Annotated in this window: 9 protein-coding genes and 1 pseudogene; 4 read left to right on the top strand and 6 right to left on the bottom strand. The window is 58.9% G+C overall.

Annotated features, from left to right (window positions below):
- Positions 1 to 16: 16 nt before the first annotated feature.
- On the bottom strand, positions 17 to 1,807 hold the full coding sequence (gene aspS / locus K9U38_RS10735; protein WP_224494312.1) for an aspartate--tRNA ligase: 1,791 nt from the start codon (positions 1,805 to 1,807) through the stop codon (positions 17 to 19).
- 159 nt (positions 1,808 to 1,966) lie between these two features.
- On the opposite strand from aspS, the gene rnd reads away from it, so the two are divergent.
- Positions 1,967 to 3,148: a ribonuclease D gene (gene rnd, locus K9U38_RS10730; protein ID WP_224494311.1), complete on the top strand. Its 1,182-nt coding sequence runs from the start codon at positions 1,967 to 1,969 to the stop codon at positions 3,146 to 3,148.
- A 233-nt stretch (positions 3,149 to 3,381) separates the two neighbouring features.
- Positions 3,382 to 4,299: a DMT family transporter gene (locus tag K9U38_RS10725; protein ID WP_224494310.1), complete on the top strand. Its 918-nt coding sequence runs from the start codon at positions 3,382 to 3,384 to the stop codon at positions 4,297 to 4,299.
- Positions 4,300 to 4,307: 8 nt separating this feature from the next.
- Here the strand turns inward: K9U38_RS10725 and K9U38_RS10720 are convergent, their stop codons facing one another.
- The 4 genes from K9U38_RS10720 to K9U38_RS10705 all read right to left on the bottom strand — a co-directional run bounded on the left by K9U38_RS10720 (position 4,308) and on the right by K9U38_RS10705 (position 10,895).
- On the bottom strand, positions 4,308 to 5,375 hold the full coding sequence (locus K9U38_RS10720; protein WP_224494309.1) for a serine hydrolase domain-containing protein: 1,068 nt from the start codon (positions 5,373 to 5,375) through the stop codon (positions 4,308 to 4,310).
- Positions 5,376 to 5,753: 378 nt separating this feature from the next.
- Positions 5,754 to 7,262 (bottom strand): exopolyphosphatase, encoded by a 1,509-nt coding sequence (gene ppx, locus K9U38_RS10715; protein ID WP_224494308.1) that lies wholly within the window; start codon positions 7,260 to 7,262, stop codon positions 5,754 to 5,756.
- Between the two features lie 163 nt (positions 7,263 to 7,425).
- Complete coding sequence (locus tag K9U38_RS10710) at positions 7,426 to 9,618, bottom strand: RNA degradosome polyphosphate kinase (protein WP_224494307.1); 2,193 nt, start codon at positions 9,616 to 9,618, stop codon at positions 7,426 to 7,428.
- 245 nt (positions 9,619 to 9,863) lie between these two features.
- Positions 9,864 to 10,895, bottom strand: a complete 1,032-nt coding sequence (locus tag K9U38_RS10705) for a DUF1254 domain-containing protein (protein WP_224494306.1) — start codon at positions 10,893 to 10,895, stop codon at positions 9,864 to 9,866.
- Positions 10,896 to 11,169: 274 nt separating this feature from the next.
- Between K9U38_RS10705 and K9U38_RS10700 the strand changes: the two genes are divergently transcribed.
- On the top strand, positions 11,170 to 11,418 hold the full coding sequence (locus K9U38_RS10700; RefSeq protein ID WP_224494305.1) for a zinc-finger domain-containing protein: 249 nt from the start codon (positions 11,170 to 11,172) through the stop codon (positions 11,416 to 11,418).
- Complete coding sequence (locus K9U38_RS10695; protein ID WP_224494304.1) at positions 11,415 to 12,695, top strand: FAD-dependent monooxygenase; 1,281 nt, start codon at positions 11,415 to 11,417, stop codon at positions 12,693 to 12,695. Before K9U38_RS10700 ends, K9U38_RS10695 begins: the two co-directional genes overlap by 4 nt.
- Here K9U38_RS10695 and K9U38_RS10690 read toward each other — a convergent pair.
- A pseudogene (locus K9U38_RS10690) lies at positions 12,653 to 13,282 on the bottom strand (TIGR02117 family protein); the annotation flags it as partial. The gene K9U38_RS10695 and the pseudogene K9U38_RS10690 sit on opposite strands and share 43 nt — an antisense overlap.
- Between the last annotated feature and the right edge of the window lie 46 nt (positions 13,283 to 13,328).

The raw sequence follows: 13,328 nt of genomic DNA, 5'->3' as shown, positions 1-13,328 counted from the left end.
CAATTAGCAGAGGTTCTTAAGCCTCTTTCTTCACCGGATTCAGGCGTATGTGAAGATCGCGCAACTGGGCAGGCGATACTTCCGACGGTGCATTCATCAACAGGTCGTATGCCTGCTGGTTCATCGGGAACATGGTGATCTCGCGCAGGTTCTTGGCGCCGACCAGCAGCATCACGATGCGGTCGATACCAGCAGCCATCCCGCCATGCGGCGGCGCACCGTACTGGAAGGCGCGATAGAGGCCACCAAAGCGTTCCTCAACGGTTTCGCGCGAATGGCCGACAGCCTCAAAGGCCTTCACCATGGTCTCGGGCAGATGGTTTCGGATGCCGCCAGAGGCGATTTCGAAGCCGTTGCAGACCATGTCGTACTGGAAAGCCTTGATCGTCAACGGATCCTGGTTCTCCAGCGCGTTCATTCCGCCCTGCGGCATGGAGAACGGGTTATGGGCGAAATCGATCTTCTTCTCGTCTTCAAGCCATTCGAAGAACGGGAAATCCACGATCCAGCACAGCTTGAACTGATCGCGGTCGACAAGGTTCAGTTCTTCGCCAGCCCGTGTGCGGGCCGCGCCGGCAAAAGACACGAACTTCTTGGGATCGCCGGCAACGAAGAATGCGGCATCGCCATCATCGAGGCCCAGCTGGATGCGCAACGCTTCCGTGCGCTCGGGTCCGATGTTCTTGGCGATCGGGCCTGCTCCTTCGAGCGTTTCGCCTTCCTTGCGCCAGAAGATATAGCCGAGGCCGGGCTGGCCCTCACCCTGTGCCCAGGAATTCATGCGGTCACAGAACGCCCGCGATCCACCGGTCTTTGCCGGAATCGCCCAGACTTCCACTTTGGGGTCGTTGGCGATCATGTTGGCGAAGACCTTGAAGCCGGATCCGGCAAAATGCTCGGTGACGGACTGCATCTCGATCGGGTTGCGCAGGTCCGGCTTGTCAGAACCGTATTTGCGCATGGCATCGTCATAGGCAATACGCGGGAACTCCTGCGTCACCCGCTTGCCATCCGCGAACTCCTCGAAAACGCCGCGCAGGACGGGTTCCATGGTGGAGAGGACGTCATTCTGTTCGACGAAGCTCATCTCGATATCGAGCTGGTAGAACTCGCCAGGCAGGCGGTCGGCGCGCGGGTCCTCATCGCGGAAGCATGGCGCGATCTGGAAATAGCGGTCGAAGCCGGACATCATGATGAGCTGCTTGTACTGCTGCGGCGCCTGCGGCAGGGCATAGAACTTGCCGGGATGGATACGGCTCGGCACCAGGAAGTCGCGCGCGCCTTCCGGCGATGAAGCCGTGAGGATCGGCGTTGAAAACTCCGTGAAACCGATATCGGTCATGCGGCGGCGCATGGCGGCGATGATCCTGGTACGCGCCATGATGTTCTTGTGCAACGTGTCGCGGCGCAGGTCGAGAAAGCGGTATTTGAGGCGAATGTCTTCCGGATATTCGAGTTCGCCGAAAACCGGTAACGGCAATTCCTTGGCCGTCGAAAGGACCTCGACGTCACGGGCAAACACTTCGATTTCGCCGGTTGGCATGTTGGCGTTTACGGTGTCGTCGGTGCGGGCCTTCACTTCGCCGTCCACACGGATGACCCATTCACTGCGCACGGTTTCTGCCAGCTGGAATGCCGGCGAATCCGGGCTGGCCACGATCTGCGTCAAACCGTAGTGATCGCGGATGTCGATGAAGAGAATACCGCCATGGTCGCGGACGCGGTGAACCCAGCCGGAAAGACGAGCGGTCGAACCAACGTCCGATTTACGCAAGGCGGCGCAGGTATGGCTGCGGTAACGGTGCATGATATGTGCCTCTGATATGTATGTGCTGGCTGCCGGAAGGCGTGGGACGAGCCCAGGAACCCCAAGAATTTGCGCGGACAAGCGCATTTTGAGGCTGATTTGTCAAGATCAGGATTGCGAGAGCGAGACAAACGCCAATCGGTTCGCTATAGAAAATTCATGACCATGATTACAACCACAGACCAGCTTGAACAGGCAGTTGCTGCCCTTTCGCAATCCGATTTCGTGACAGTCGATACGGAATTCATCCGGGAGACCACGTTCTGGCCGGAACTTTGCGTCATCCAGTTGGCGTCGCCCGATCACACGGCCATCATCGATGCGCTGGCGCCGGGCCTTGATCTTGCTGCTTTTTTCCGGCTGATGGCCGACGAAAAACGCGTCAAGGTCTTTCACGCCGCCCGGCAGGACATCGAAATCATCTTTCACCTTGGCAATCTCATTCCGCATCCCGTGTTCGATACTCAGGTCGCCGCCATGGTTTGTGGCTTTGGCGATGCAATCGCCTACGACCAGCTCGTGCAGCGCGTGGTAGGCGCGCAGATTGACAAATCTTCACGTTTCACCGACTGGCGGCGGCGCCCGCTCTCCGAGAAGCAGCTCGACTACGCCCTGGCGGACGTGACCCACCTGCGCGACATCTATATGCATTTGAAGACGAGTCTCGAAGAGGAAGGCCGCACGGAATGGGTCCTCGACGAAATGAAGATCCTTACCGCCCGGGAAACCTACGACATGCATCCCGACGACGCCTGGAAGCGGCTCAAAATGCGGCTGCGCAAGCCGCAGGAACTCGCGGTCCTGCGTAGCGTGGCCGCCTGGCGCGAACGCGAAGCGCGCGAGCGCAACGTGCCACGCGGACGCGTCCTCAAGGACGATGCCATTTATGAGATCGCTCAACAGCAACCGCGCGATACGGAAGCCATGTCACGTCTGCGAACGATTCCAAAGGGTTGGGAACGTTCCAGCATGGCAACAGGCCTTCTCAATGCGGTCAACCTGGCGCTGGACCTGCCGAAGGAAGATATGCCGCGCTTGCCAAAATCCGTGCAGTCACCGGAAGGTGCAGGCGCCGCGGCGGAGCTCCTGAAGGTGCTGTTGCGGCTTGTGACGGAGGAGCATGGCGTCGCCGCCAAGGTGGTTGCGACCACCGACGAGATCGACCGGATCGCAGCGGAAGGCGATGGTGCGGACATTCCGGCATTGCAGGGCTGGCGGCGCGAGGTCTTCGGCGAGAAGGCACTGCAGCTGATCAATGGCGAGCTCTGCCTCAAGTTCGAGAACAGGAAAATTCGGGCGGTGGCCTGGCCGGACGACGAAGGTGCAACTGCCGACAGCTGATTTTCCACCACCGATTGAAATTCTTGCGCCAGATTCGATGTTTCTTGCATAGGGATCGATCATTTGCGTGCAGGAATCGCAAACTCTTGTGTGATTTCTGTCCCGGACGCTTGCTGGAACTTATCGTTCGATCGTGATCGAAGCATCGAGCCATCGATTTCTCGCATTGATCATGTGCTTGTCGAAGGGCGAACCACGCACAAGACCAATGCAGCCAAATTGAGTAAACCATCATGACCGTCTCGACGCTTCCTGCTCCGTCGCTCGCCAGGGAAATCGCCCTCCTCGCCGTCCTCGCCACCCTATGGGGGGCGTCCTATACATTCATCAAGGTGGGCGTCGAAACCATTCCGCCCATTACCTTCATCGCGGCACGGACGCTGATCGCAGGTGGGCTGCTTCTGGCCATCATCAAGCTGCGCGGCCTGTCGATGCCGCGGGATCCTGTCATCTGGAAGCGGTTCCTCGTCCAGGCCTGCATCAACAGCGTCATCCCGTTCACACTCATCGCCTGGGCGGAATTGACCGTCGACGCGGGGCTCGCAACCATCCTCAACTCCACGACGCCGATCTTCGCATTCCTGCTGACGGTGCTGATTACCCGGCACGAGGCGGTGACGTCCCGCAAGGTTTTTGGCGTTGCTGCCGGTATTGTCGGCATCAGCCTGATCATTGGCCTCGAAGCGTTTGGCGGCCTGGGCCAGACCCTGATTGCGCAACTGGCCATCGTCGCGGCGACAATCTCCTATGCCTGCGCCGCGATCTTCGGGCGCGGGTTCAAGGGGCTCGACCCGATGATGCCAGCGGCCGGCTCACTGATCTGCGGGGCAATCCTGCTCATTCCGGTCAGCCTGGCCGTCGACCGGCCGTGGACCATTGCGCCCTCGACGGATTCACTTCTCGCCCTGCTTGGTCTGTCGGTGTTTTCGACGGCCCTCGCCTTCGTGATCTATTTCAGGCTGATCCATACGCTTGGATCGGTCAGCACCACGTCGCAGGCCTACCTGCGCGTGCCGATCGGCGTGGGTATTGGTGTGCTCTTCCTGGGGGAAAGCCTGACGTCTACGGCATGGATCGGCCTCATCTGCGTGATTGCCGGAGTCGCAGCCATGACGCTTCCTTCCCGCCGGAAGGCTACTGTCACCCACTGAGATTCAAGCTAGCCATTCAGTGCTTCCGCGGCAGGCACGATTCGCTGGTTCACCAGGTCATGCAACTGACGCACATAGCCTGAGCGGCCGGAGGGTGCAGTCGTATCCGACGTCATGACAATGACGAGAGACGCATGCGGCACCACATAGATCATCTGTCCGCCATAGCCCCAAGCGTAATAGAGCGGATCATTGCCACCAGTGATTGAAACGAACCAGCCGAGGCCATAGGCATCGCCGGTAAAGGGCGAACTGGTGCGCGGCTTCCAGGAGTCTTCGATCCACGCCTTCGGCACGACCTGTCGGCCGTTGCTCGCACCCCCATTCAGGAACATTTCGCCAATTGCCCGCATCGCCCGCGGTGACAGCAACATGTCGTTGCCGCCGAAATATATGCCTTGGGGATCGCGTGGCCAGGGAGGAATATTGATGTCGAGCGGCTTTCCCAACCAGTCCCGCGCATTCTGCAGTGTCGAGCGCCTTGTCCTGGCGGTCAGTAGCGCTGACAACAGGTGGGAATTGCCTGTTGAATACAGCATCCCGCCGCCCGGTTCATCGACAAATGGCCGCGCCAGTGCAAAACGTACCCAGTCATTGCTTTCGACCCAGCGTCCATAATTGCCTCCCGATGTCCGCTCCAGCCCCGCCTGCATGGACAAAAGGTTGCCGAGGGTCACACGCTGCAATCGCGGATCGGCGTCGCGCGGCAAGCGGTCGGCCAGGAGCGGCGCGATAGGCTGGTCGAGGCCGTCGAACAGTTTCCGGTCGATGGCGATGCCGACGAGCGCCGCGATGATGGTCTTCGAAACGGATTTCACATTGACCGGACGATCGGCAGGGGGACCGCGAAATGTCTGCTCGATCTGGAGCTGCCCTTGCCGGGAAACAATCAGCGTATGCAAGGCCGGGAACAGTGATGCCTGCTGCACAATAGCGGCGGCGGCGACAGGATCGAAAGCGGTAACCGGCTGCGCGGATTGGGATCGTGCCCGCTGCGGTGCGAGGATGGCTCCAGTTCCTGCCAACGAGGACACCAGGAACGTGCGGCGACTGAACGGGCGCGAGCTGAGTTTCATCGGTGGAGATTGGCTTTGCGAACAGACGACATCAACACACAACCTCTCACATGGGCGTGATCAGCGGTGGTGCACGGACGCTTCTGCTTGCATTGAAGGGGTGCGTGGTCCGCCCTTCGACAAGCTCAGGAAGCTCACCACGAGGTAGTGTACTGGGCTGCATGGTGTATGGGCGCATTTCCTAACCACGACGGGGGTACACCGATGGCGCTCCTTACAATCTCCCACCTCCCTCATGGTGAGCTTGTCGAACCACGCACGGCTATGATGCTAGCCAGGTATCCTTTCCCTCGCGATTTTCCAGCACTCGGCCAACGCTAAGCTGCTGAAATCGCTTTCTGTTCCACAAGGGGAGAGATCATCAGCCTGGGTGGTAAATTAGCTCACGACCATGTTCAGGTTCTTGCCGGTCAGTCGCGCCAGTTGCTGGAGACGGCCTTCCGGTACATCGCCGATCAGGTCCGCCTTGGACTTGTTGACAACCAGATCGATCCCTTCGGCGGTCGGCTTCCATGACAGGCAGGGGACTACGCCCGCCATCGATGCGGAGAATGGATAGACGATGCGCATGATCGCGGCCAGAACCCGCGAATATTCGAGGAGTCGCGGACTTGCGATCGCGGCAAGTTCGGGATCGGCCACACTGTTGGTGATGCCCTCATGCCGGAAGAAGTTGGCAAGCGCTATATAGGCGCGGCCGGGATGATCGATGCCGATGAAGGCGGCATTGGAGATCATGTTGAGCGCCTGGCTACCGCGGTAATCCGGGTGGGCGCGCCAGCTGATATCCGCAACCAGGCATGCGGCGCGCCGATATCGCTTTTCATCCTCGGTTTCTTCATAGCCCAGGGCGGCAAATGCATCCCCGCTCCAGTCCGCCAGTTCCCGGGCATAGGCGGGCGACCGGGCACGCAGCACGGCCAATTCGTCTGCAGCAGAAATCAGCGGATCTTCCAGCTGCTCATTTTCTGAAAGGAGCGAATAGAGGAACCCCTCCCGTACTCCGATCGCGGAAAAGACGACCTTGGACGGCCGCATCAAACGGATGGTCTCGAGCAGCGCGATGGCGCCATAGGACAGGAGCGAGCGGCGGTTCTTGGAAACGTCCTCGATGCCACGCATGTAATCGAGATCACCCGCGGCGACGAGCTTCAGGAAGCGTTGCGCTTCATCCAACGGGATCTCGTAATGGTGCATGACATGGAGCGGATAGTGTTTGGCACTCATGTGGAGCTTGGCGAGGTTTCGCCATGTGCCGCCGACGGCATAGAACGCCCTGCCCTTGCCGTTGGCGAGCAGCTTTGCCGTCGACAGATGCTTTTTTGCGATGGCCGTGGCTTCATCGAGATCGCCATTCGACATGTCCTGCAGGCGCAAGCCACCGAGCGGAAGGGTGATGCCATCACCGATCTTTCGGCCCTTGATATCCACCAGTTCAAGACTGCCGCCGCCGAGGTCTCCGGCTATCCCGTCCGGATCATGAAAGCCGGATATGATGCCGAGTGCCGAATAATAGGCTTCTTCCCTGCCCGACAGAACCTTGATCGGCTCCTTGAGCAGTGCCTCGGCCTCCTTGATGAACTGAGAGCCGTTCTCGGCCTCCCGCGCAGCGGCAGTTGCCAGAACGTCGAGAGAAACCGCACCGGCCTGGTCGGCAAGCGCCCGGAACCGCCTCAGTGCGCGCAACGCGCTGTGCATTGCCTTGACGTTCAGCTTGCGGGTTTTCACCAGCCCTTTGCCAAGGCCGCACAGGATCTTTTCGTTGAAAAGCACCGTTGGCGAGCGGGTTACGCCTTCGTAGACCACCAGACGCACAGAGTTTGAGCCGATGTCAATGACCGCGGCCGGTTGACGGCCCTGCACGCGTCCCTGTGCAGCAGAAATCATGAGAGCGTCGGACGGTAAATGTGGCGAAGTTCTGTTTCACGGATTGAGAGACAGTCCACGCGGAAGGTAGCGAGGCCGATGCGTGGGCATCGACCCCGCCAAACCCCTCGACCTTGAACCAAATTCTCTCCGGCAGAATGCGCCATATTTACCGTCCGATGCTCTAAGCCTTGTTTCTCTTTGACCGTTTGCGGTGGGCAATCAATCGGGGTGCCGAAGATTTCAACGACTTGCCACGGCCGGAAAGGCTGGGATTTGTCATGAAATATTCCTGCGCGTTAAAAGGTTCGTCCCCGTCCGCCGGTTCTATCCGCCGTGAGGTTCCGTCTGCTAGTAACTCGTAACTCTGCTGGTTGTCGAGAAGGTTGGCCAGCATAATCTGTGAAAGAACCTGTTGATGCACAGTCGGATTGGTGATCGGAACCAGGGTCTCGACGCGGCGGTCCAGATTGCGCGTCATCATGTCGGCAGAACCGAAATAGACCAGCGACCTTTCCGACGGCATGGCGTGGCCATTGCCAAAGCAGAAGATCCGGCTGTGCTCCAGGAATCGCCCGACGATGGATTTGGCGCGGATATTGTCTGAAAGCCCGGGAAGCTGCGGCCGAAGGCAGCATATACCGCGCACGACGAGATCAATCTCGACGCCATGACCGCTGGCCTTGTAGAGCGCGTCGATGATCTCCGCATCAACAAGGGAATTCATCTTCATCCAGATCGAGGCCGGGCGGCCGGCCTTTGCGTGCTCAATCTCCCCGGCGATGTGATGCAGTATCCGCGGACGCAGCGAGATCGGGGAAACCGCAATTCCCATTTCGCCGGAAGGCGGCGTATAGCCGGTGATGTAATTGAATATTTGCGCGACGTCGCGGCCGATCGAAGGCTCGCAGGTGAAGAACGAGAGGTCCGTATATATCTTTGCAGTGATCGGGTGGTAGTTGCCGGTTCCCAGATGCACATAGCTGCGCAGCCTGCTTTCCTCACGGCGCACGACCAGCGACATCTTGGCATGGGTTTTCAGTTCGATGAAACCAAACACCACCTGCACGCCAGCCCGCTCCAAGTCGCGAGCCCAGCGGATATTGGCCTCCTCGTCAAATCGCGCTTTCAATTCGATCAATGCGGTCACGGACTTGCCGGCCTCCGCAGCGTCGATCAGGGCGCGTACGATGGGGCTGTCATTCGACGTGCGGTACAAGGTCTGCTTGATCGCGACGACATCGGGATCGGCTGCGGCCTGGCGCAGGAACTGGACAACAACATCGAAGGATTCGTAGGGGTGATGAACGACGATGTCCTTTTCGCGGATCGCCGCCAGGCAGTCGCCGCCGTGTTCGCGGACACGCTCGGGGAAGCGTGGATTGTACGGCACGAACTTCAGATCGATACGCGGAATATTGACGATTTCGGAAATCATGTTCAGTGCAAGCAGGCCATCGAGAACGCTGATGCGGTTGTCGGGCACACCAAGTTCCGTGGCCACGAAACTCCGCAGCGATTCCGGCATTTCATCGTCGAACTCGATGCGGATCACCTGGCCGCGGCGACGACGCTTGAGCGCACTTTCGAACAGGCGCACCAGATCCTCGGCCTCTTCCTCCACCTCGATATCGCTGTCGCGGATGATGCGGAAAGTGCCGGCGCCCTTGACCTCATAACCGGGAAACAGACGCCCGGTAAAAAGGCCGATTGCGTCTTCAAGGGTCAGAAAGCGGAAGCGTCCGCCCTCATCCGGAATCTGGATGAACCGCTTCAACGCCTGCGGCAGGCGCAGCAAGGCGGTCATCGGCCGGTTATCGGTGCTCCGGCTCAGGAGCATGGCGATGCTGAAGCCGAGATTGGGGATGAACGGAAACGGGTGGGCCGGATCGATGGCGAGCGGGGTAAGAACCGGATAGATCGTTTCGAGGAAGTGATCTTCCAGCCAAAGCTGCTCGCTCTTCGTCAGCTTGTCGGGACGGACGATCTCGATGTGCTCATTGAGCATTTCAGAACGCAGCTCATTGAGCCGCTTTTGCTGTGCCTCCTGAAGCCGTCCGACTTCCTCCAGAACGAATTCGAGCTGCTCCTGCGGCGTACGGCCGTCATCGCTGCGATCGGAAACGCCGGCACGCACCTGCCCCGCAAGGCCAGCGATGCGCACCATGAAGAATTCGTCGAGATTGGCTGCGGAAATGGACAGAAAACGCAGCCGCTCGAGGAGCGGTTGGTGTTTGTTCTGCGCCTCTTCGAGCACGCGCCGGTTAAACTGAAGCCAGGAGAACTCACGATTGACGAACCGGTCCACGCTCGTGGGCAAATCCGGCAGGTCGACTTTCTCGACCGCTTCCGGAATAGCTGGCGATTGTTCGTTCATTGTCATTCTCCAATCAACAAGGTCCGCGAGGAGCGAACCGTATATGGCGCAGCAGCCAGGCGGAGTTCCGAAGAACAGCAACACAAGTCCGCCATGTTTCAATTGCTGGGAAGATCAAGCCCCGGACATTTTTCGCACGTCCGCACGAATCTTCAAGCCGCATGCCATCGCGATTATGTCGAAGACCGCTGCCTGTTGAAAGCGCAAATGTTCGCCGCTCTGCTGAGTACCAAAACCGGTAGCTGCTACTGCAAGGGCTGAGCTTCGGGGAACGTCCATTTGCCGTCCAGAATTTCGGCTCTCGGACGATAGAGACGTACGAGATAGTTCCATCCCTGCATTGTAGGCAAGCAGTTTGGAATCTTGCCGTCGCAGCCTCCGAACTGGATGGAAACTGACCCATCGTCACCCGTCTTTGCCGTTATGTTGTTTATCGTATAGGCATCGTAGGGGTTCTTTTCGTAGTAGCCTTTGCCATTGTACAGGCTGATGGACCAAAAGCCATCAACTGGAACATCCTTGACCTGGAGCCTGTAAACGGTCGTACCGTCGTTCTGTGCCGGCGTGGCATTGAGGTAAATCGCATCCGTTTCAGGATTGCCGCCCCAAGCTGCGGCCGCCTGGATCAGGCGCCGCACGGGATCGACCTTGCCTCGCGGACCAAACGCTCCATTCGTATTGGGTAATGTCGAGGCGAGTACGAGAAGTGCTTCGCGGACCTTTTTTTGACTTTCCGAGTCCCAGCTCGGCACGTCGAACGAACCCGGGCCGCCGGGCTGGTCGGCCTTGATCGCATCCTGCAACGCGTGGACTTTCGACACATCCTCGGAGCTAGCAGGGTCGACGAGGGTACGAATGCCTACCAGCACGTAGCGTGTACCTATCTTTTCCCTGGTCAGCGTGTGAGTGCCGCCGCCGTAAATTACTTCAGGAGTATATTGATCCTGATCTATGAGCTGCATCGACATGAAGCGGTTTCCCGCGTCCGGTAGAGTGACGGTAACGGGGCCAGCATCCAGATCAAAGACTGCTGCCGAATAGAGCGTATCGCGATTCATGCGTATGACCGACTGTTTGTCGACGGGGGTTACCTCGCGGTGATTCAGGAACTTGCCAAGTCCGCCTGCGTCTTTGACCATACGGCTGAAATAAAGGTCGGATTCAGCCCGGACGAAGTTGTCCGGTGTTACCGCGATGGTCTCCGCTGCAAACGACGGTCCGCCCACAGTCATGCAAGCGATTACTATGAATTTGCCCAACCTGGTAACATCACGCATCCACGATCCTCCAATCGTTGATGGAGGCTGCATCAACACGCGGCGGCGAAGTAGTACGTTACGGTAACATTCGGACCTGAGAATACGTTGCAGCGAATGTTTCGTGCCCGCAGAACGGGTGAAACGCCAGACAAAAGCCTCGATGCAGAGGCCGCAATCCGTCACAGATTAACAGCAACCCGCTTGAAATCGCGCTCAGGATGTTACAAACCCTATTCAGAGTGACGTCAATCGTGCGCGCGGTGTAGAGCCGCGGGCTTTCAGGAGCTAAACCATGGCTGGACACAGCATTCCTCATTTCCAGAACAGCGCTGGCCATGCGAGCATCTCGATCGGCGTGAAGGAATTCATGTGCGTCGGCGCCAACCCGCCTTTCGATCATCCGCATGTCTTCCTTGATCTCGGCGATGACAATGAGAAGGTCTGTCCCTATTGCTCGACGCTCTACCGGTATGATGCATCGCTTGCGGCCGATGCGACCATTCCCGAAGGCTGCACCTACGTGGACAAGGCCGCCGCTTGAGTGCAGCGCTCATCGATCTGAATTCGGAACGAACCAGGCGAACCCCCAATCCTGAACAGATCATTATTGCCGGTGCAGGGATTGCCGGACTGACCCTCGCGCTGGCCCTGAGCGACAAGGGGTTCCAGGTCCGGATCTTCGAGAAAAGTGCCACTCTGGCCGAAATCGGTGCCGGGTTGCAGCTTTCACCCAATGCGACACGCCTTCTCGACAGGCTGGGCGTGCTGGAACGGTTGAAATATTCTTCCGTCGAGCCGCAAGCCATCTGCCTTCAGGATGGAACAAGCGGCGAGAAACTGTTGCATCTGCCGATCGGCGACCACGCCAGGGAACGCTGGGGTGCACCCTATATCGTCTGCCATCGCGCCGATCTGCAGAACGCGCTGCTGACCGAAGCACGCAACCGTTCGAACATCATCGTGCAGCTGCAATCGGCCGTGACGCATCACAAGGCCGACGCAGAGACGATACTCGTCCGGGTGCAATATCACGACCGCATCGAGGAACATCAAGGTGCCCTGCTTGTCGGAGCCGACGGCGTGTGGTCCAACACCCGCACTGCCATGTCCGATACTGATCGCGCGCGCTATACGGGTAGCATTGCGTGGCGTTCTTCCGTAGCGGTCGAGGAATTGCCGGCAAGCTTCAGCGCGCTCATGCCTCCAGGGATCAATGTCATCGCCTGGACCGGCGCCAATGCCCATCTCATCGCCTACCCTATCCGCTCCGGGCAGATGATCAATTTCGTCGCCGTTGCACCTGACCGGCAAAACGGCCGCCGCTGGGACATGCAGGTCAATCCGGAAGGCGTCAGCCAGAACTTCATCCGGGAGTTCGCCAGCTGGCATCAAGGTATTCGCGACGTCCTGCGCGCCGGCAGGCCCTGGACGCCGTGGCGGTTGTTCGAGATGAAGAAATGCCGGTTCCAGCTTGAAAAGCGGTTGGTGCTGATCGGCGATGCCGCCCACGCGATGACGCCCTTTGCGGCACAGGGTGCGGCCATGGCCATCGAAGACGCGTGGGCTTTGGCCCGGGCCATTGGCAGCGGGAATAGAAGACTGGATGCGTCCCTGGCTGCATTCGCCAGCGCCCGCACCCACCGCATAGCGGCCGTCGTGCGGCGCGGCGCCCTGAACCAGCTTGCCTATCACGCCAAGGGGCCGGTCGCCGTGGCGCGCAACATCCTCCTGCGCAACCGGCCGGTAGAGAAGTTCGTCCAGGGTTTTGACTGGCTCTATGGATACGATGCGGAAGGGCGAAACCCCGGCGAAAATTGACCGTTGTAGTGCTTCAGGGACCAGAGAAGAGTCTGGGGCAAAGGATTGCATAGTCCGGTCCGCAAGTTGCCCGCACGCAGCATTGCACTCGTCCAGGTATTGCACCCAGCGAGCGCGCTGAAATATCCATTTGCCTCGAAAAACCGTTCGTTAACGCCGTATCCTGCACCCTCAATCATCAACGCATTGCCCGCTGGATCGGTCTCGAAACCCGCCAGAGCCTGCTGAAGCATTGCTTCGAAGGCGTCAGGCTCAATGGACAATTTCTCAATACCAGGCTGATCCAGATTGATTGTACCGACAGGCTCGACATGCAGCGCCGACCGGTCAAAGGTAAGACCGCGCATAAGCGGCATGAATTTCAGTTCAGCCCAAGTTGGTGTTTCCAGGTAGAAACTGCGCCCTCCCCAGCCAACGATGATCCATGCAATACGTGGATCGGTCAGCTGAAAATTATCGTTGGCCAACATCGAAAAGCGTTGCAGTACATCCGGGTCTGCGGGAAAAGCGAGATCAGTGTGGATGGGATTGGACAGAAGTAGCACTGTTCGGGGTGCTGACGGCAATCCTTGCTCTGCAGGCCAAAACGGCCGTGGAAACTATGCGCCTGCCACAACGAAAATTGCAGCGGCC

Origin of the sequence: Phyllobacterium lublinensis (assembly GCF_020164435.1) — a bacterium.
Classification (GTDB): Bacteria; Pseudomonadota; Alphaproteobacteria; order Rhizobiales; family Rhizobiaceae; genus Phyllobacterium; species Phyllobacterium lublinensis.
This window is presented reverse-complemented; position numbering and strand designations above follow the sequence as displayed.

What these genes read in the sequence shown, in the direction of transcription:
- ppx (WP_224494308.1), bottom strand. Translation starts at nt 7,262, where the DNA reads ATGATTTCTGCTGCACAGGGACGCGTGCAGGGCCGTCAACCGGCCGCG.
- K9U38_RS10710 (WP_224494307.1), bottom strand. Translation starts at nt 9,618, where the DNA reads ATGAACGAACAATCGCCAGCTATTCCGGAAGCGGTCGAGAAAGTCGAC.
- rnd (WP_224494311.1), top strand. Translation starts at nt 1,967, where the DNA reads ATGACCATGATTACAACCACAGACCAGCTTGAACAGGCAGTTGCTGCC.
- K9U38_RS10725 (WP_224494310.1), top strand. Translation starts at nt 3,382, where the DNA reads ATGACCGTCTCGACGCTTCCTGCTCCGTCGCTCGCCAGGGAAATCGCC.
- K9U38_RS10720 (WP_224494309.1), bottom strand. Translation starts at nt 5,375, where the DNA reads ATGAAACTCAGCTCGCGCCCGTTCAGTCGCCGCACGTTCCTGGTGTCC.
- K9U38_RS10705 (WP_224494306.1), bottom strand. Translation starts at nt 10,895, where the DNA reads ATGCGTGATGTTACCAGGTTGGGCAAATTCATAGTAATCGCTTGCATG.
- aspS (WP_224494312.1), bottom strand. Translation starts at nt 1,807, where the DNA reads ATGCACCGTTACCGCAGCCATACCTGCGCCGCCTTGCGTAAATCGGAC.
- K9U38_RS10700 (WP_224494305.1), top strand. Translation starts at nt 11,170, where the DNA reads ATGGCTGGACACAGCATTCCTCATTTCCAGAACAGCGCTGGCCATGCG.